18 protein-coding genes are annotated in these 18,534 nt (G+C 67.0%); 10 read left to right on the top strand and 8 right to left on the bottom strand.

Annotated elements, in window-relative coordinates:
• Window positions 1-539: 539 nt before the first annotated feature.
• The 7 genes from glnH (at window position 540) to G3O06_RS18610 (ending at window position 6,673) form a co-directional block, all read left to right on the top strand.
• Window positions 540-1,292, top strand: coding sequence for a glutamine ABC transporter substrate-binding protein GlnH (gene glnH / locus G3O06_RS18640; protein ID WP_174983799.1), 753 nt, complete (start codon window positions 540-542; stop codon window positions 1,290-1,292).
• A gap of 66 nt (window positions 1,293-1,358) precedes the next feature.
• A complete protein-coding gene (gene glnP / locus G3O06_RS18635) occupies window positions 1,359-2,015 on the top strand; it encodes a glutamine ABC transporter permease GlnP (protein WP_011355557.1) in 657 nt (218 codons plus the stop codon).
• Window positions 2,012-2,740, top strand: a complete 729-nt coding sequence (gene glnQ / locus G3O06_RS18630; RefSeq protein ID WP_011355556.1) for a glutamine ABC transporter ATP-binding protein GlnQ — start codon at window positions 2,012-2,014, stop codon at window positions 2,738-2,740. The genes glnP and glnQ overlap by 4 nt, the downstream gene beginning before the upstream one ends.
• Before the next feature lie 20 nt (window positions 2,741-2,760).
• Window positions 2,761-3,810, top strand: coding sequence for a C45 family peptidase (locus G3O06_RS18625; RefSeq protein WP_205817082.1), 1,050 nt, complete (start codon window positions 2,761-2,763; stop codon window positions 3,808-3,810).
• Window positions 3,811-3,825: 15 nt separating this feature from the next.
• Window positions 3,826-5,160: an aspartate aminotransferase family protein gene (locus G3O06_RS18620; protein WP_174969318.1), complete on the top strand. Its 1,335-nt coding sequence runs from the start codon at window positions 3,826-3,828 to the stop codon at window positions 5,158-5,160.
• Between the two features lie 32 nt (window positions 5,161-5,192).
• Window positions 5,193-5,747 carry a carboxymuconolactone decarboxylase family protein gene (locus tag G3O06_RS18615; protein ID WP_174956526.1) on the top strand — a complete coding sequence of 185 codons (555 nt, stop codon included), beginning with the start codon at window positions 5,193-5,195 and terminating at the stop codon, window positions 5,745-5,747.
• Between the two features lie 161 nt (window positions 5,748-5,908).
• On the top strand, window positions 5,909-6,673 hold the full coding sequence (locus G3O06_RS18610) for an extensin (protein WP_205817081.1): 765 nt from the start codon (window positions 5,909-5,911) through the stop codon (window positions 6,671-6,673).
• A 95-nt stretch (window positions 6,674-6,768) separates the two neighbouring features.
• On the opposite strand, the gene ahpF is transcribed toward G3O06_RS18610, so the two are convergent.
• From ahpF to G3O06_RS18590, 4 genes are all read right to left on the bottom strand, one after another.
• Window positions 6,769-8,367 carry an alkyl hydroperoxide reductase subunit F gene (gene ahpF / locus G3O06_RS18605; protein ID WP_205817080.1) on the bottom strand — a complete coding sequence of 533 codons (1,599 nt, stop codon included), beginning with the start codon at window positions 8,365-8,367 and terminating at the stop codon, window positions 6,769-6,771.
• 128 nt (window positions 8,368-8,495) lie between these two features.
• The gene (gene ahpC / locus G3O06_RS18600; RefSeq protein WP_205817079.1) at window positions 8,496-9,059 is read right to left on the bottom strand and encodes an alkyl hydroperoxide reductase subunit C; all 564 of its coding nucleotides are present in this window, start codon (window positions 9,057-9,059) and stop codon (window positions 8,496-8,498) included.
• 274 nt (window positions 9,060-9,333) lie between these two features.
• Window positions 9,334-9,543, bottom strand: coding sequence for a ribbon-helix-helix protein, CopG family (locus G3O06_RS18595; protein WP_174910776.1), 210 nt, complete (start codon window positions 9,541-9,543; stop codon window positions 9,334-9,336).
• A gap of 128 nt (window positions 9,544-9,671) precedes the next feature.
• A complete protein-coding gene (locus G3O06_RS18590; protein ID WP_089442808.1) occupies window positions 9,672-10,568 on the bottom strand; it encodes a LysR substrate-binding domain-containing protein in 897 nt (298 codons plus the stop codon).
• A 177-nt stretch (window positions 10,569-10,745) separates the two neighbouring features.
• On the opposite strand from G3O06_RS18590, the gene G3O06_RS18585 reads away from it, so the two are divergent.
• Genes G3O06_RS18585 through G3O06_RS18575 form a run of 3 tightly spaced genes read left to right on the top strand, consistent with a single transcriptional unit; the run spans window position 10,746 to window position 13,728 of the window.
• Complete coding sequence (locus tag G3O06_RS18585) at window positions 10,746-11,912, top strand: branched-chain amino acid ABC transporter substrate-binding protein (protein ID WP_174969324.1); 1,167 nt, start codon at window positions 10,746-10,748, stop codon at window positions 11,910-11,912.
• Between the two features lie 33 nt (window positions 11,913-11,945).
• Entirely contained in the window at window positions 11,946-12,470 is a 525-nt protein-coding gene (locus G3O06_RS18580) for an L-2-amino-thiazoline-4-carboxylic acid hydrolase (protein ID WP_174969325.1), read from the top strand.
• Window positions 12,463-13,728, top strand: coding sequence for a Zn-dependent hydrolase (locus tag G3O06_RS18575; RefSeq protein ID WP_205817078.1), 1,266 nt, complete (start codon window positions 12,463-12,465; stop codon window positions 13,726-13,728). Before G3O06_RS18580 ends, G3O06_RS18575 begins: the two co-directional genes overlap by 8 nt.
• A gap of 92 nt (window positions 13,729-13,820) precedes the next feature.
• Here G3O06_RS18575 and G3O06_RS18570 read toward each other — a convergent pair whose 3' ends face one another.
• The 4 genes from G3O06_RS18570 to glmS form a co-directional block, all read right to left on the bottom strand.
• Entirely contained in the window at window positions 13,821-14,300 is a 480-nt protein-coding gene (locus G3O06_RS18570; protein WP_205817077.1) for a GNAT family N-acetyltransferase, read from the bottom strand.
• Window positions 14,301-14,333: 33 nt separating this feature from the next.
• A complete protein-coding gene (locus G3O06_RS18565; protein ID WP_174983784.1) occupies window positions 14,334-15,170 on the bottom strand; it encodes a cytochrome c in 837 nt (278 codons plus the stop codon).
• 259 nt (window positions 15,171-15,429) lie between these two features.
• Complete coding sequence (locus tag G3O06_RS18560) at window positions 15,430-16,686, bottom strand: hypothetical protein (protein ID WP_205817092.1); 1,257 nt, start codon at window positions 16,684-16,686, stop codon at window positions 15,430-15,432.
• 8 nt (window positions 16,687-16,694) lie between these two features.
• Window positions 16,695-18,518 carry a glutamine--fructose-6-phosphate transaminase (isomerizing) gene (glmS, locus tag G3O06_RS18555; RefSeq protein ID WP_205817076.1) on the bottom strand — a complete coding sequence of 608 codons (1,824 nt, stop codon included), beginning with the start codon at window positions 18,516-18,518 and terminating at the stop codon, window positions 16,695-16,697.
• Between the last annotated feature and the right edge of the window lie 16 nt (window positions 18,519-18,534).

Below are 18,534 nucleotides of genomic sequence, written 5' to 3'. Positions count from 1 at the left end.
TGCATCGGCGCGCGGCCGGCCGCGCGCATTCCGCAACATGCGTTGAACCGCGCCGGCGGTTGCCGGCATCGCGGGGTCAGCCGCCCCGGCACGACGCCGCGCGTCGAAGCGCCGTCGATCCACGCTGACAGACGGGCTGACAAACCGGCTGGCAAGCGCGCGGGCGGCGGCGTTCGGCGCCGAGCGGTTGCGCGGCCATTCTCCTCTCGCGCGTGATGCCCGGGACGGTAAGCCAGCCCCGTCCAGACCAGCCACCGCCAACTGCTCTCAGTCGCAGTCATCGGCACCCGCGGCGCCTTCCGGCCCGGCCGCTTCGCCCCGGGCCGCACTCCCTTTCCTCCGACTTATCCGCTCCACGCGCCCCGGGTTTGTCTCGATGCATTTACCCGTTGCGGACTTTTTTGTTGTCGTAGTATCGCCATTGACAACACTTGTTGCACTAAGGTCTAATTCGACATCGCATGTTGCGGTGCGGCTTGATGTCGTCGTTCCGCCGGCCGCCTGGCCGGTCACATCGCTCAATCATGCGGAGAGAAACCATGAGTCGCCGTTCCTTCCTGAAAGCCGTCGCGGTCGTTGCCGCGCTCGGCGCAAGCCTCGCGCACGCGGATACCAAGACGCTCGTCGTCGGGACCGACACGTCGTTCATGCCGTTCGAGTTCAAGCAGGGCGACAAGTACGTCGGCTTCGATCTCGACCTGTGGGCGGAGATCGCGAAGGACCAGGGCTGGAAATATTCGATCCAGCCGATGGATTTCGCGGGCCTGATCCCGGCGCTGCAGACGCAGAACATCGACGTCGCGCTGTCCGGGATGACGATCAAGGAGGAGCGCAAGAAAGCGATCGACTTCTCCGCGCCGTACTACGACAGCGGCCTTGCGGCGATGGTGCAGACCGACAACACGACGATCAAGTCGATCGACGACCTGAACGGCAAGGTGATCGCCGCGAAAACGGGCACCGCGACGATCGACTGGATCAAGGCGCACCTGAAGCCGAAGGAAATCCGCCAGTTCCCGAATATCGACCAGGCCTACCTCGCGCTCGAAGCCGGCCGGGTCGACGCGGCGATGCACGACACGCCGAACGTGCTGTTCTTCGTGAACAACGAGGGCAAGGGCAAGGTGAAGGTCGCGGGCCAGCCGGTCAGCGGCGACAAGTACGGGATCGGCTTCCCGAAGGGCAGCCCGCTCGTGCCGAAGGTCAACGCATCGCTCGTGAAGATCCGGGCCGATGGCCGCTACGCGCAGATCTACAAGAAGTGGTTCGGTGCCGAACCGCCGAAGATGTGAGCGTGACGCCGCAACAGCGCGCGGCCAGGTGGCCGCGCCGGTCTTGAATCGAACGGGGAGCGACAAGTGAATTTCGATTGGTCGGCGATCTGGGCGGCGTTGCCGGACCTGATGGACGGGGTCCGGTTGACGGTGTTCATCGCATTTTTCGGGCTGGTGGGCGGCTTCATCGTCGGGATGATCGCGGGCATGTTCCGCGCATACGGACCGAAGGCGATGAACGTGCTTGCGCAGGTTTATATTGAATTGATTCGCGGCACGCCGATCGTCGTGCAGGTGATGTTCCTGTATTTCGCGCTGCCGCTGCTCGCGCATATCCGTATCGACGGCCTGACGGCCGCGATCATCGCGATCACGGTGAATTCCGGCGCGTATCTCGCGGAAGTGGTGCGCGGCGCACTGCTGTCGATCCCGAAGGGGCTGACGGAAGCGGGGCTCGCGATGGGCTTGTCGATGCCGCGCGTGCTGCTGAAGGTGGTCGGGCCGCTCGCGTTCCGGCGCCTGATTCCGCCGCTCGGCAACCAGTGCATCGTGAGCCTGAAGGACACGTCGCTGTTCATCGTGATCGGCGTCGGCGAACTGACGCGCAAGGGGCAGGAAATCATCGCGGGCAATTTCCAGGCGGTCGAGATCTGGACTGCCGTGGCTGTCATCTACCTGTTGCTGACCGGCGCCATGACGTTGACGCTGCGGCTCGTCGAAAAGCGCATGAGGATCCTATGAGCATGATCGAGTTCCAGAACGTGTCGAAGAGCTTCGGCCACGTGCCGGTGCTGAAGCATATCGACCTGAAGATCGACGCGGGCGAAGTGGTCGTCGTGATCGGCCCGTCCGGTTCGGGCAAGTCGACGATGTTGCGCTGTATCAACGCGCTCGAGAAAATCACCGGCGGCGAGCTGCTCGTCGACGGCCAGAGCGTGCGCGGCAACGCGACGACGATCCGCAACATCCGGCTCGAAGCCGGCATGGTGTTCCAGCAGTTCAACCTGTTTCCGCAGATGACCGCGCTCGAGAACGTGATGTTCGGGCCCATCCAGGTGCGCGGCGCATCGCGTGCCGACGCACGCGACCAGGCGATGGCGCTGCTCGACAAGGTCGGCCTCGAATCGCGCGCGAATCATTTTCCGTCGGAGCTGTCGGGCGGCCAGCAGCAGCGCGTCGCGATTGCGCGCGCGCTCGCGATCCGGCCGCGGCTGATGCTGTTCGACGAGCCGACCTCGGCGCTCGATCCGGAATTGCGCCACGAAGTGCTGAAAGTGATGCAGGATCTCGCTACCGAAGGGATGACGATGATCGTCGTCACGCACGAGATCGGCTTTGCGAAACGGGTCGGCACGCGCCTGCTGTTCATGGATCAGGGCGGGATTGCCGAGGACGGCCATCCGGTCGACCTGATCGACCGGCCGCCGACCCCGCGCCTGAAGGAATTCCTGAAACACGTGTCCTGAACGAAACCGAACCATCCGACATGCCGCTTTCCCTTTCTCCCGTCATCGCCGGCGCGCCGTTCGACATCGGCGTGCGCCTCGGCGAGCTCGCTCGCCCCGTGTTCGATGAATACATGCAGCAGAGCAGCGCGTGGCAGGCCGTGCGCCGCTGGCGCGGCCATCCGTTCGTCGCTGCGCTGCGGCAGGCCGCGCTGGCAGCGTATCCCGATCTCGTCGCGGAGCTGGACGGGATCGCGGCCGGTGTCGGCTGGCCGGCCGAGGACATCTTTCTGTGGAACTGCCGCGGCGAACTGATCCACAACGCACCGGACGGCTGCACGACGCTTGCCGCGCGCGACGCCAACGGCATGCGCTGGATCGCGCACAACGAGGACGGCGATCCGTTCCTGCGCGAGCGCTGCCTGCTCGTCGACGTACAACCGGCCGGCAAGCCGGGCTTCATCAGCTTCTACTACCCCGGTTCGCTGCCGGGCCATACCTTCGCCGCGAACCGCGCGGGCATCGCGCAGGCGATCAACAACCTGCGGATCCGCACGCCGGCGGCGGGCGTGCCGCGCATGATCCTCGCGCGCGCCGTGCTCGACGCGACGTCGCTGGACGCGGCGGCCGACGTGCTGCGCGGTCATGCGCGCGCCAGCGGCTTTCATCACACGCTGGGCGCGACCGGCGATGCGCGGCTGCTGAGCATCGAGGCGAGTGTCGCGCGCTGTTCGGTGAACGACGTCGCGTGGCTCACGGGGCATGCGAACCATCTCGTGCATCCCGGCTGCGACGCGGAAGCGCAGATCGTCACGCAATCGTCGGCCGACCGCCAGCGCCGCGTCGACGCGCTGACGCCCGGCATCGGCGCGATCGACGAAGCCGCGCTGCGGCGCGTGCTCGGCGATCGTGCGCCGGAAGGGCTGCCGATCTACCGCGACGATCCGGCCGACCCCGACGACGAGAACACGCTGGCCACGGCCGTGTTCGCGATCGGCGCGGCATCGATCGATTTCACCATTCACCAACAAGGCACGCCGCGTTTCGCGACGCGCATCGTGCCGTCCGGACGCGCGCACGACGCATCCTGATCCATGAGGCAACGCATGACGACCGTTTTCCATCGCGCTCCGCGCGCCACCTTGCCCGTCGCCGTCGCAGGCGACGGCATCGAGATCATCGACTCGACCGGCAAACGCTATATCGATGCCTGCGGCGGCGCGGCCGTTTCGTGTCTCGGCCACAGCAACCAGCGCGTGATCGACGCGATCAAGCGGCAGGCGCAGCAACTGGCGTACGCGCATACGTCGTTCTTCACGACCGACGTCGCCGAGGAACTGGCCGACCGGCTCGTCGACGCCGCGCCGGCCGGCCTCGAACACGTGTATTTCGTGTCGGGCGGCTCCGAGGCGGTCGAGGCCGCGCTGAAGCTCGCGCGGCAGTATTTCGTCGAGAAGGGCGAGCCGCAGCGCCGCCATTTCATCGCGCGGCGCCAGAGCTATCACGGCAACACGCTCGGCGCGCTCGCGATCGGCGGCAATGCGTGGCGGCGCGAGCCGTTCCTGCCGCTGCTGATCGAGGCGCACCACGTGAGCCCGTGCTTCGCGTACCGCGACCAGCAGGCGGGTGAAACCGACGAAGCGTATGCGCAACGCCTCGCGGACGAGCTCGAGCAGAAGATCGTCGAACTCGGCGCGGACACCGTCGCGGCGTTCGTCGCGGAAACGGTGGTGGGCGCAACGGCCGGCGCGGTGCCGCCGGTGCGCACGTACCTGAAGAAGATTCGCGCGGTGTGTGACAAGTACGGCGTGCTGCTGATCCTCGACGAGATCATGTCGGGGATGGGCCGCACGGGCTACCTGTATGCGTGCGATGAAGACGGCGTCGCGCCCGACCTGCTGACGATCGCGAAAGGGCTTGGCGCGGGCTACCAGCCGATCGGCGCGACGCTTGTCAGCGACCGCATCTACCGGACGATCGTTGACGGTTCGGGTTTCTTCCAGCATGGCCACACGTACTTGGGCCATGCAACTGCATGCGCGGCTGCACTCGAAGTGCAGCGCGTGATCGCCGAGGAGAAGCTGCTCGACAACGTGAAGGCACGTGGCGAGCAACTACGCGCGTCGCTGCGCGAGCACTATGGCGCGCATCCGCATATCGGCGACGTGCGCGGCCGCGGATTGTTCGTCGGCGTCGAACTCGTGCGCGATCGCGACAGCAAGGCGACGTTCGATCCCGCGCTGAAGCTGCATGCGGCGGTCAAGCGTGAAGCGATGCAGCGCGGCCTGATGGTGTATCCGATGGGCGGGACGATCGACGGCGTTCACGGCGATCACATCCTGGTCGCGCCGCCTTTCATCTGCACCGCGCAGCAGATCGATACGATCGTCGAGCGGCTGTCGGGCGCGATCGGCGCGGCGCTCGCGTCGGCCGGCGCGTGACCGCATTCATCGAATCCTATTCGGACATCGCCATGACCAACAGATTGCCTCCGTTCGATCCCGCATCGGCCACCGATGAGCAGAAGGCCGTGCTGGCCGACATTCTCAGTGGCCCGCGCGGCAACCTGAACGGGCCGTTTCTCGGCTGGATCGCGAGCCCCGAGCTCGCTCAGCACGCGCAGAAGCTCGGCGCGTTCTGCCGCTATCGCACGGGCTTGCCGCTGCGCCTGTCGGAACTCGCGATTCTCGTGACCGCCGCGCGATGGCGCTCGCAGGCCGAGTGGCACATCCACCATCCGATCGCGCTCGATGCGGGCGTGCCGGCCGCGACGGCCGACGCGATCCGGCGCGGCGTCGCGCCCGCATTCGAGTCGGACGACGATGCGCTGATCCATGCGTTCGCGAGCGAGCTGTACGACACGCGGCGCGTGAGCGACGCAACGTTCGCGCAGGCGGAAGCGCGTTTCGGCCACGAAACCGTCGTGAATCTCGTTGCATTGCTCGGCTACTACGCGCTCGTCGCGATGACGCTGAACACGTTCGGCATGCGCGCGGAAGGGCAGACAGAATTGCCGTTTCCGGAGTAATGCCCACACGGTGATCGTGCCGGAGCAGAGGAGGCGATACGTCTGACGAACGCCGCGCCGACCTGTTCCGGGCACAATGCAACCAAATGTATTCATGCGGGATCGACGGCCGATGGCCGCGTATGATGGCTTGTTCACGTCGACATGATCGGTGAACAAGCATGACGAGTACCCGCAAGACCTTGATGATCGCCGGTGGGCTCCTGGTAGCCGCGGCCGGCACTGCCTACGTGATGCTCCTGCGCGCGGACCACCGCGCGATCGAAGATGCCGGCATCGGCGATTCGGCCGCGCCCGTTGCCGCGGCGCCCGCGAACAACGATCACGCGGTGCAGGGCGCCATCGCGCCGCCAGCCCCGGCAGCCCACGCCGATACGGCATCGAAGCAGGCAGCCGTTCCGCCGCCTCCATCCGCACCCACCCCGGCAGCACCCACACCTGCACCCGCGCGTGTCAGCGCCGCACCCGCATCCGTCCCCGCCGTTCCCGTCGTCAGCGAGAAAGCGCAGCCGAGCGCACCGCCGCCGAAGGTCAACGTCGTGACCGTCGATGCACAGGATTCGACCCCGCCGGCACCGCCGCCGGCCGCCAAACCGGTGCAACAGGCCGTTCCTGCTTCCGCACAGGTCACGCAACGCGCGCCGCGCAAACGCGACGGCCTAGAACGTCACGCGGCCGCAGCTCCCGCTGCAACGAAATCCGAAACGCCGGAGACGGCCGCTCTCGTGAGGGAGTCGGCGAAGCTCGACCCGTCGTTGCCTGCGCCGTCGATGTCGTCGAGCAGCGGTTCGTACCGGCAGGGCAACTCGTCGGCGGGTGCGAATCCGGTTGCTGCCGCGATGACCGAGCAACTGGTCCGGGAGTCGAGCAATTTGAAGTCGCCGTCAGCGGCGCCCGCGAACGGCGGCCCGAGCACGACCAAGTAACCGCGATCGCTTCCGGAATAAAAAGGGCCCCGCACGCCGACCAAAGCATGCGGGGCCAAGAGAGACAAATTGTTGTGCCGACGGGCTGACGCGCGTTACGCGGCGACCGCTTCCTCGGCCTGCGGTTGTGCGGCGGCAACCGGTGCAACGTCCTGCCGGATCAGGTGGTCGAATGCGCCGAGCGATGCCTTCGCGCCTTCACCCACGGCGATCACGATCTGCTTGAACGGCACCGTCGTCACGTCGCCGGCCGCGAACACGCCCGGTACCGACGTCGCGCCGCGCGCATCGACGACGATCTCGCCGTGCTTCGACAGTTCGACCGTGCCTTTCAGCCATTCGGTGTTCGGCACGAGGCCGATCTGCACGAATACGCCTTCCAGATCGATGCGTTGCGTATCGCCCGAGCGCAGATCCTTGTAGACGAGCCCGTTCAGCTTGCTGCCGTCGCCGGTCAGCTCGGTCGTTTGTGCCTGCGTGACGATCGTCACGTTCGGCAGGCTGCGCAGCTTGCGCTGCAGCACTTCGTCCGCGCGCAGTTGCGCGCCGTATTCGATCAGCGTGACGGCCTTCACGATGCCGGCGAGGTCGATCGCGGCCTCGACGCCCGAGTTGCCGCCGCCGACCACCGCGACGCGCTTGCCCTTGAACAGCGGGCCGTCGCAGTGCGGGCAGTACGCGACACCGCGGTTGCGGTATTCGCGCTCGCCCGGCACGTTGATTTCACGCCAGCGCGCGCCGGTCGCGAGGACGATCGTCTTCGCCTTCAGCACCGCGCCGTTCGCGAGGCGGATCTGGTGCAGATCGCCCGGAATCAGCGCGTCGGCGCGCTGCACGTCCATGATGTCGACGTCGTACTGCTTCACGTGCTGTTCGAGCGCGGTCGCGAACTTCGGCCCTTCGGTTTCCTGCACCGATACGAAGTTCTCGATCGCCATCGTGTCGAGCACCTGGCCGCCGAAACGCTCGGCGACGACGCCCGTCGCAATGCCCTTGCGCGCCGAGTAGATCGCCGCCGCCGCGCCTGCCGGGCCGCCGCCGACGATCAGCGTATCGAACACCGGCTTGTTCTCGAGCGACTTCGCGGCACGTGCGCTGGCACCCGTATCGATTTTCGCGAGGATTTCCTTCACGCTGCTGCGGCCCTGGCCGAACGACGCGCCGTTCAGGAACATCGTCGGCACGGCCATGATCTGGCGCGACTCGACTTCGCTCTGGAACAGTGCGCCGTCGATCGCGACGTGACGGATGCGCGGGTTGATCAGCGACATCACGTTCAGCGCCTGTACGACCTCCGGGCAGTTCTGGCACGACAGCGAGAAATACGTTTCGAACGCGTAGTCGCCGTCGAGCGCGCGGATCTGTTCGATCACGTCGTCGTCGAGCTTGATCGGGTGGCCGCCCGTCTGCAGCAGCGCGAGCACGAGCGACGTGAATTCATGGCCCATCGGGATGCCGGCGAAGCGGATGCCGGCCGGCTTGCCGGGCTCGCCGATCGAGAACGACGGCTTGCGCTCGGCGTCGTCGCGGCGTTCGGTCACGGTCACGCGATCCGTCAGCGACGCAATCTCGTTCAGCAGCGCCAGCAGTTCCTGCGATTTCGCGCTGTCGTCGAGCGAGGCGACGAGTTCGATCGGGCGCGTGATCTTTTCGAGGTACGCTTTCAGTTGGTTCTTGAGATTGGCGTCGAGCATGGCGTTTCGGATTCCGTATTAATGATTCTGGTCGGGCACGTCGTGCCGGAGGAGGGCGCGGGCCGCGTGCTGCGGCGGCCCGTCATCGGGTGTCTCGCGCGCCCCGTGCGAGGCGCGCGGCGCGATCGTCAGATCTTGCCGATCAGGTCGAGCGACGGGGTCAGCGTTTCCGCACCCGGCGTCCACTTGGCCGGGCACACTTCACCCGGGTGCGCCGCGATGTACTGAGCAGCCTGCACCTTGCGCAGCAGTTCGCTTGCGTCACGGCCGATGCCGTTGTCGTGGATTTCGCACAGCTTGATCTCGCCTTCCGGGTTGATCACGAACGTGCCGCGCAGGGCCATCCCTTCTTCCTCGATCAGCACGTCGAAGTTGCGCGACAGCGTGAGCGTCGGGTCGCCGATCATCGGGTACTTGATCTTGCCGATCGTGTCCGACGTGTCGTGCCATGCCTTGTGCGTGAAGTGCGTGTCGGTCGACACGCCGTAGATTTCGACACCCAGCTTCTGGAATTCCGCGTAACGGTCGGCGAGGTCGCCCAACTCGGTCGGGCAGACGAACGTGAAGTCGGCCGGGTAGAACACGACGACGGACCACTTGCCCTTGAAGTTCTCTTCCGAGACGGGCACGAAATCGCCATCGTGGTAAGCGGTTGCCTTGAACGGCTTGATTTGGGTGTTGATGATCGGCATCTTGCGAGTTCCTTTGCAGTGGTGTTGATGAAGTGTTCCCAGTATCCGGGTTCACCCTGAGTTTGTGAAATTGCTTGTTTCAATCCGGGGCATCGAGAATTTCTATCTGCTTCCGGCCCTTGATTGGGTGCGGCGTGCGGGGGAGGTAATTGACGCGTGGGTGTATGGACGAGCGGTAGCCGGGCGGAGATGCGGCGAGACGAATTGCATCGAAAGTCAAAAGCAGCGGGTGGAGCGACTCGAGGCGGCGCGGAAGGTTGTTCGGGGCGCGTGTTCACCACTCCGAGCGCAAGTCTTCCTGGTCGACGGCGTTGCGCCCTTTCCAGAGGCCGAACACATTGTCAGCAAGTGTCCGGTTCCGCAGCGCGATGTAGGCGTCGATCGCGTCCCGGATGATCTCGGCGGAGGAGCTGTTCTGGTGCGCGGCGATGCGGGTCAACGCCGCATGCTGGTCATCTGATAGATCGACCGGAATTTTGTTCATTGCAACCTCCGTGACGGGACACGGCCATCGTGGCGATCCGGTCGGCCAAGTGCAAGTACGCGGCACGTCCGATGCGAATGCGGCTTCCCGATTCGACCGGCTGTCGGAGCGACGGCGTCCCGCTCCGCTCAAATCCCCGCCATCTTCCTCAACCACGCCGCCAGCCGCCTGGCCCCGTCCGGCATGTCCGCGTCCTCGCGCGTGCACAGGTAGTAATCGCGCCCGTCGTCGAGCGCGTGATCGAACAGCTTCACGAGCTCGCCATTCGCCAGCTCGCGCTCGACCAGCGGCGCGCGCAGCAATGCCGCGCCGAGATCCGCGCGCGCGGCGCTCAGCGTGAGCTGGCCGTCCTCGAACATCGGCCCCACCGCATGCGACACATGTTTTACGCCCGCGCCCTGCAGCCAGTTGACCCACGTGCTGCGATCCTCGTCGTGCACGAGCGGTGCGCGAGCGAGATCGGCCGGCGTGCGAAACGGCCCGTGACGCTTCAGGAACGACGGGCTGCACATCGGCACCATCGCGCCCGGCAGCAGCCGCTCGCAGCGGTAGCCGGGCCAGTCGCCGGTGCCGAAGCGGATCGACAGGTCCGACGCATCGCTGCGGTAGTTGCGGTGATGCGCATACAGGACCGTCACGTCGACGTCCGTGTTGTCCGCCAGGAACGCGTGCAGCCGTGGAATGAACCAGCCGATGCCGAGCAGCGGAATCAGGCTGACGGTGATCTGCCGCAGCGACGAGCGATCGCGCACGAAGCGCGTCGCGCTGCGCAGCACCGAGAACGCGGCGCTGATCGAGCGGTAGTAGTCGCGGCCTTCGTCGGTGAGTGCGAGCAGCCGGCCCTCGCGCACCGTCAGCGGCGTCTGGATGAACGCTTCGAGCAGCTGCAGCTGATGGCTGACCGCCGACGGCGTGATGTCGAGCTCGCCCGCAGCCGCGGTGACCGACCCGAGACGCGCGAACGCTTCGAACGCACGCACTGCACGTAGCGGCGGATCGTGTGGCAATTGTTCGATATTTTTCATGTATCGAATTTTATCGAAAAGTTAGGGTAAGCGACAACATGAAAATATCCTGTATTTACAGCGCTGTAGGTTAATGTGTCGGGAACGGCATAAGCATCCAACAATTGGGTATTTGGGGTTTGGGTGCTGAATATTTAATATTTTTCATGTTTTGATCCGATTCACCGATCCCCGCACATGAAAATCGCATTCCTTCCCGCCAGCCTCGCATTCTCCGCGGCCGCCCTGGTCGCCTCCGTTCCCGCGTTCGCGCAATCGGCGCCGCAGACGATCCTGATCGGTCTCGCCGCGCCGCTCACCGGCCCGTCCGCGCGGATCGGCAAGGACCTGCAGAACGGCGCGCAACTCGCGATCGACGACGCGAACGCTAAGCATCCAACCATCGGCGGCAAGCCGGTCGTCTACAAGCTCGTCGCGGCCGATGACCAGTCCGATCCGCGCACGGCCGTCGCGGTCGCGCAGCAGCTCGTCGACCAGCATGTGATCGGCGTCGTCGGCCACTGGAATACGGGCTGCAGCGTGCCGGCGTCGCGCGTCTACCGCGATGCAGGCATCCCGCAGATCGCGCCGGCATCCACCGGCCATCAGTACACGCAACAGGGCTATGCGACGGCCTTCCGCATCATGGGTCACGACGATGCGGGCGGCAATTTTACCGGCGCGTATGCGGTGAAGACGCTGAAGGCGAAGCGCATCGCGGTGATCGACGATCGCACGTCGTTCGGCTCGGGGCTGGCCGACCAGTTCATCAAGGGCGTGCAGGCGAACGGCGGCACGATCGTCGATCGCCAGTACGTGAACGACAAGACGACCGACTTCAGCGGCGTGCTGACCGCGATCAAGGGCAAGCGCGCGGATCTCGTGTTCTTCGGCGGCCTCGATGCGCAGGCCGCTCCGATCTCGCGCCGGATGCGCCAGCTCGGCGTGAACGCGCCGCTGCTCGGCGCGGGCGGCTTCGTGAGCCAGACTTTCCTGTCGCTCGCGGGCAAGGACGGCGACGGCGTGACGGCGCTTGAACCGGGCTTGCCGCTCGATCGGATGCCGGGCGGCAAGGCGTTCGACACGCAATACCAGGCACGCTTTCGCGCGCCGATCGAACTGCATGCACCGTTCGCGTACGACGCGGCCGCCACGCTGATCGCGGCCGCGCAGAAGGCCGGCACGACGCAGCCGGCGAAGCTGGTCGCGGCGGTGCGTGCGATCGACCGGCCCGGCGTGACGGGGCGGGTCGCGTTCGACGCCGAAGGCAACCTGAAGGACCCGGCCTTCACGATCTACCAAGTGCGCGGCGGCAAGTGGACCGTCGTCGACGTGCTCGGCGGCTCGCGCACCGCGACCAAGTAAACGACACAGCATTAAAAAACCAAGACGATCCCCATGACCGAAGCGACCCAGACATCCGCCGCCGCACCCGAGGACACGCGCCTCGGGATCCTCGCGCGGCGCCGCATCGAAGCGGAAATCATCAAGCCGATCTACGAGATCATGAAGCGCGAGTTCGGCGCCGAGCGTGCGCAGGCCGTGATCGCGGAAGCCGTGCGCGGCGCGGCGGTCGACGCCGGCCGCACGTTTGCCGCGCAGGAGCCTGGCGGTACGAGCGTGAAGTCGTTCATCGCGCTGCAGGTGCTGTGGGAGAAGGACGATGCGCTCGACGTCGAGGTACAGCGCGCGGACGACACGCACTACGACTACGACGTGCATCGCTGCAGCTACGCGGAGATGTATCACGCGATGGGGCTCGGCGAGATCGGGCACCTGCTGAGCTGCGCGCGCGACAGCTATTTCATCCAGGGCTATGCGCCGGACATCGCGCTCACGCGCACGAGCACGATCATGCAGGGCGGCAAGCGCTGCGATTTCCGCTACGCACGGCAAGCCGCGCCGGAGAACGGCGATGCGTGACGACAACACGGTTGCTGAAAGCCTGAGCGCGCCGCGCGTCGATGGCGACCGCCTGTGGGCGTCGCTCGACCGGATGGCGCAGATCGGCGCGACGCCGAAGGGCGGCGTGTGCCGCCTCGCGCTGACCGATCTCGATCGCGAGTCGCGCGACCTGTTCGTGCAATGGGCGCAAGACGCCGGCTGCACGGTGCGCGTGGACCAGATGGGCAACGTGTTCGCGCGCCGCGCGGGGCGCAATCCCGACGCCGCACCGGTCATGACGGGCTCGCACGCCGATTCGCAGCCGACGGGCGGCCGCTACGACGGCATCTACGGTGTGCTCGGCGGGCTCGAGGTCGTGCGCGCGCTGAACGACGCGGGCATCGAGACCGAGCGCCCGATCGACGTCGTGATCTGGACCAACGAGGAAGGCTCGCGCTTCGCGCCGGCGATGGTGTCGGCCGGCGTGTTCTCGGGCGTCTATACGCTCGAATACGGGCTGTCGCGCGCCGACGGCACGGGCAGGACGATCGGCGAGGAACTGGCGCGGATCGGCTACGCGGGTAACGAGCCCGTCGGCGGCTATCCGGTGCATGCGGCGTATGAGCTGCATATCGAACAGGGCGCGATTCTCGAACGGGCCGGCAAGACGATCGGCGTCGTGACGGCCGGGCAGGGGCAGCGCTGGTACGAGGTGACGCTCACCGGTGTCGACGCGCACGCGGGCACGACGCCGATGGAATTCCGCCGCGATGCGCTGGTCGGTGCCGCGCGGATGATCTCGTTCGTCGACGTGCTCGGCCGCCGTTACGCGCCGTACGCGCGTGCGACGGTCGGGATGATCGAGGCGCGGCCGAACTCGCGTAATACCGTGCCCGGTGGCTGCTTCTTCACGGTCGAATTCCGTCATCCCGACGATGCGGTGCTTGACGAACTGGACTCGGCGCTGCGTGCGGAGCTTGCACGCGTGGCCGACGAAACGGGCCTCGGCGCGCAGATCGAGCAGATTTTCACGTATGCGCCGATCCCGTTCGCGCCGCGCTGCATCGACACGGTGCGTGATGCGGCACAGGCGCTCGGGCTGTCGCACATGGATATCGTGTCCGGTGCGGGCCATGACGCGTGCTATGTCGCGCGCGTCGCGCCGACGGGGATGATCTTCGTGCCGTGCGTAGACGGGCTGAGCCACAACGAGGCCGAAGCGATTACGCCCGAGTGGGCGGCGGCGGGCGCCGACGTGCTGTTGCGCGCGGTGCTGCAAAGCGCGCAGGAAAGCTGAGCCTGAGTGTGACGGCGGCGGTCCGGCGGGAAGGTGTTTGCTGGGCCGGGCCGCGCCGGGTTCCGCCTGGCGACGCGAACGCGCCGTTCGCGTCAGGCCGCCGGCGAATGTCGATCGATATATCGTCGCATCACATGGAACGCCATATCGGTGCGCCCGGGCATCGTTATCGTCGCGTCATCGGCTGCGAAGCCGAGCTTTTCATAGAACCGGTACGCGGTTTCGCGTGCCGTGCACCACACGAGCGCGGCGCCACGTTCTTCTGCGTGTCGCACGCAGACCTGCACCAGCACACGCCCGAAGCCCATGCCACGCACGGCAGGGTGGACGGCCATTCCGCGAAGCCGCCATGCCGGTCGCGCGGGATCGTCTTCGCGCACCTCCTCGCAGAGCGATGCAACGGCGACGATGCCCGACGCAGCGCGTACGCCGACGTGCAGGGTCGTCGGCGCTTGGTCGCCGGCCAGCGCGCTCGCGTCCAGATCGCCATTCAGCAGGATCATCGCCCGGAGTGGGTGCGTTTGCGCGGCGTCGATCGATTCGATGGTGAACAGCGTGTCGCCTGACATCATCAACGTTCCTTGAATATTCGATTCAGCCGCGCGTTACCGGCCGGCCTTGCGCCGCGCCATATAAGCGAGATACGCGACGATCTGGTCGAGTTCGCGGTCGCTCAGCTGATCGGGCGGAAACGCCGGCATGCTGCGGCCCGGCCAGTCGCGCACCGATGCCGGGTTGCGGATATAGCGGCGCAGCGCGGCGGGCTGGAAGTAGTCGACCGGATTCATCGGCGCGTTCAGGTCGGGGCCGGCATGGCTGCTGCCCGCACCGTCGATGCGGTGGCACGCGAGGCATTGCGTGACGAACAGGCGCTGGCCCGCGCGAGCCGGGGCGTCCGCGGGCAGCGCGGCATCGACGGCCAGTGACGGCCAGCGCGCGAGCGGTGACGATTCGATCGTGACGCGCACGATCTGGTACGGCCACTGCTCGCCGCGCACCGACGACGCATCCGGCCCGAGCCAGACCAGATAGAACGGCCCGGCGCTGACTTTCTTGCCGGGCAGATTCGGCCACGGATGCGCCGGATCCTCGATCGCGAGCCACGGGATGGCGCCGGCCGGCGTGCGGCGGCGCACGAGATCCATCGGCAGTTGCGCGGCGAAGCCGTCGGCCGCGCGGGTTTCGAGCACGCCGTCGGCCGGCAGCGGCGTGTCGCCGAGCAGCGCGGCGAACGGCACTGCGCGGAACGTCATCGGCCGGCCGTACGCGATGTCGCGCGGCACGTGGATGTCGGTGGCATCGGGGCGCGCGAGCAGCGTTTGCCGGGTGAGGGCGCGGGCCGTGCCGTCCGTCTCGAGTTCAAGCGCGGACTGGGCCGACGCGCGTTGTCCGATCAGGCAAACCGTCAGCAGCAAAAGCGAAAACCACTGGCGCTTCAGCATTCTTTCTCCGGGAGGGGCGTTCCGGCGGCGACAGGAGGAGCAGGCCGCGGCCGATGGAAGGGATCGGGCGACAGTCTATCCGGTACGCGCCGCGCTGGCGACTGCGGCGCGGGAAGGGGGCGGCGATGATCGGCCGGATTGGCCGCTGTGTGCCTGGCGACAGGGTTCGGGAAGGATGGGACGTGGCGCGGCGCGGGCCCGACGGGACGAGCGCATACGGGCCCACTGCGTTCACGGCGATCGCGCTACAGCGCCGCCGTCAATGACTCGAACAACGCACTTCGCTCTTTGCCAACGGCGTTTCGTGCGCCGGTTCGAAATCGGCTTCACGCGTGCCCGATGGCGTCAGCGACACGAAATGCATGGCGTTGCCGCGCGTCGGGAACCCGGCGATACCGGTCGAGCCCCACGGAATCGGCGCACGCTGCACGCCGCTCACTGAAATGTCCGCCGGCCCGAGCGCGAGCGTCAGCAGCCGCCCGTCGCGGATCGGCACGTACGTATGCGTGCCCGACACCCCGATGCCGGATTCGCGCACCGACGCCGGCAGGCAGTCGAGCGTCGCCGTGCGGCGGCCGTCCGGCGCGATCAGCATCGCGACGCCGCGATCGTCCGCCGTCGTCGTGACGACGATGAAGCGGTCGATCTCCGGCACATATGCCGACGAGTACACGTAGTACTGGATCGCGTCGTTCAGCGTCCCCAGCTTGTCCAGCTTCGCGGTGACCGGGTCGAACATCGCATATTCGAGCGTCGCGTCCGTGCTGCCTTCGATGAATTTCTGCCATACGAGCAGCGCGTTATGCGGCGAGCCCGCGACGACGGGCCACCACTCGCGGCGGTGCGGCGCGACCGCGACATGGTTCAGCACGCGCCCGGCCGCGTCGTAGGTTTTCACGTAGACGCCGTTGCCGGTGCCGAGGTTGTCGACGCCGCCGCCGTCGATCCAGTCGGTGGAATAGAACACGACGAAGCGGTCGGCCGCCGTGGCGACGTGCCCCGAGTGGCCGCCCGATTCGACGTCGTTCGGGTAGGGCTTGATCGGCTTCAGGTCGCGACGGTACACGCCGTAGCGCTGGCTGACCTCCTGCGGCGCGTTCCAGCCGTCCTCGAACGTGACGAAGATGTCGCCGTGCGCGTTCTGCGCGATCGACACGGGCTCCTGCGCCTCGGGGCGGCTGATGAACGGATGGACGCGCAGCAGGTGCGGCTTGCCGGGCAGCCATTCGCCGACGTACACGTCATGCGGCCAGTTGCCGTTGCGCATCGCGCCGCGCGGCACGATGCCCGAGCTGCTGAAGAACACCCAGCGCTTGCCGTTGCCGGCGTCGGCCACGCCGATGCCGTGCATGAAGCTGCGCGGATCGGTGGCCGGGTGAGGCGGCGGGGCGTCCTGAGCGGTGACCGTATGCACGGCCGGCGTGGCGGCGAAGGCCGGTGGCGGCACCGCGACGATGCCGCATGCGCCGTACAGCGCGGCCGCGACGCACCGCGCGACCGCCCGCGCCGGGCGCATTCGCCCCGTCATTCGACGGTCACCGATTTCGCGAGGTTGCGCGGCTTGTCGACGTCGGCGCCGCGCGCGCAGCCGACGTGATACGCGAGCAGCTGCAGCGGGATCACATTGACGATCGGCGACAGCAGGTCGCCCGATTCGCGCACGCGGATCAGGTGCGTGTCGCGATCGGCGTCGATCCCGAGCTGATCGCCGGCCAGCACGTAGAGCCGCCCGCCACGCGCGCGCACTTCGGCCATGTTGGATTTCAGCTTCTGGAACAGGCGGTCGTCCGGCGCGATCGTGACGACCGGCATCGCGCTCGTGACGAGCGCGAGCGGGCCATGCTTCAGTTCGCCGGCCGCATAGCCTTCCGCGTGGATGTACGACACCTCCTTGAGCTTCAGCGCGCCTTCCATCGCGATCGGGAAGTGAATGCCGCGCCCGAGGAACAGCGCGTTCTCGGTGTGCGCGAACTTCGCGGCCCAGCCCATGATCTGCGTTTCGAGCGCGAGCGCGTGGCCGATGCGCTCGGGCAGCGCGTGCAGCTGCTTCAGGTGCAGCGCGACCTGCTTCGCATCGAGCCGGCCGCGCAGCTGCGCGAGCGTCAGCGTCAGCACGAACAGCGCGACGAGCTGCGTCGTGAACGCCTTGGTCGACGCGACGCCGAGCTCGATGCCGGCCCGTGTCAGGAACCGCAGCGGTGCGTTGCGCGCGATCGTGCTGGTCGCCACGTTGCAGATCGCCATCGACAGTTCCTGGCCCATGTCGCGTGCCCGTTCGATCGCGCCGATCGTGTCGGCCGTCTCGCCCGATTGCGAAATGCCGACGACGAGCGTGCGCGGATCGGCCACCGTATCGCGGTAGCGGAATTCGCTGGCGATCTCGACCTGGGCGGGCACGCCCGCGATGGCCTCCAGCCAGTATTTCGCGGTCAGGCCCGCGTAGTAGCTGGTGCCGCAGCCGAGTAGCAGCACGCTCCTGACTCTCGACAGCAGCGCGCGCGTGCCGTCGGTCGCGTCGAACAGCGCCGGCGAGATCGTGTCGATGCCGTCGAGCGTGCTGTCGATCGCCTTCGGCTGCTCGAAGATTTCCTTCTGCATGAAGTGCTGGTACGGGCCGAGCGCGGCGTCGCCTTCGCGCGCCTTCACCTGGCACAGCGGGCGCTGGGCGTCGTACCCGCCCGAGTCGACCACGGCGATGCGGTCCGGCGTGATCAGCGCGACGTCGCCGTCTTCCAGGTAGACGAAGCAGTCGGTCAGGTCGCCGAGCGCCGCGCAGTCCGACGCGAGGTAGTTCTGTTCGGCGCCGATGCCGATCACGAGCGGCGAGCCCGCGCGCGCGGCGACGAGGCGCTGCGGCTCGCGCGCGCTCAGTACCGCGATCGCATACGCGCCGTGCAGCCGCTTGACGGCGCGCACGACCGCGTCGAACAGGTCGTCACGATAGAGGCTGTGGATCAGGTGCGCGATCACCTCGGTATCGGTCTGGCCGCGAAACGTATAGCCGCGCTCCCGCAGCTCCACGCGCAGCGTGTCGTGGTTTTCGATGATGCCGTTGTGCACGACCGCGATCGTGTCGCCGGACATGATCGGATGCGCGTTCATCTCCGACGGCGCGCCGTGGGTCGCCCAGCGCGTATGCGCGATGCAGGTCTGCGCTTCGAGGCCCAGCGTCAGCACGCGGGCCTGCAGGTCGGTCACGCGCCGCAGCGTGCGTTCGCTGCGCAGGCGGCCTTCATCCTGCACGGCGATGCCGCACGAATCGTAGCCGCGATATTCGAGCCGGCTCAGTGCATTGACCAGTTGCGGCACCTGATTGTTCAGGCCGCTTGCTCCGACGATTCCGCACATGATTCACCTCGTCCAC

This window comes from Burkholderia sp. Ac-20345 (assembly GCF_017104825.1).
Lineage (GTDB): Bacteria > Pseudomonadota > Gammaproteobacteria > Burkholderiales > Burkholderiaceae > Burkholderia > Burkholderia lata_B.
This window is presented reverse-complemented; position numbering and strand designations above follow the sequence as displayed.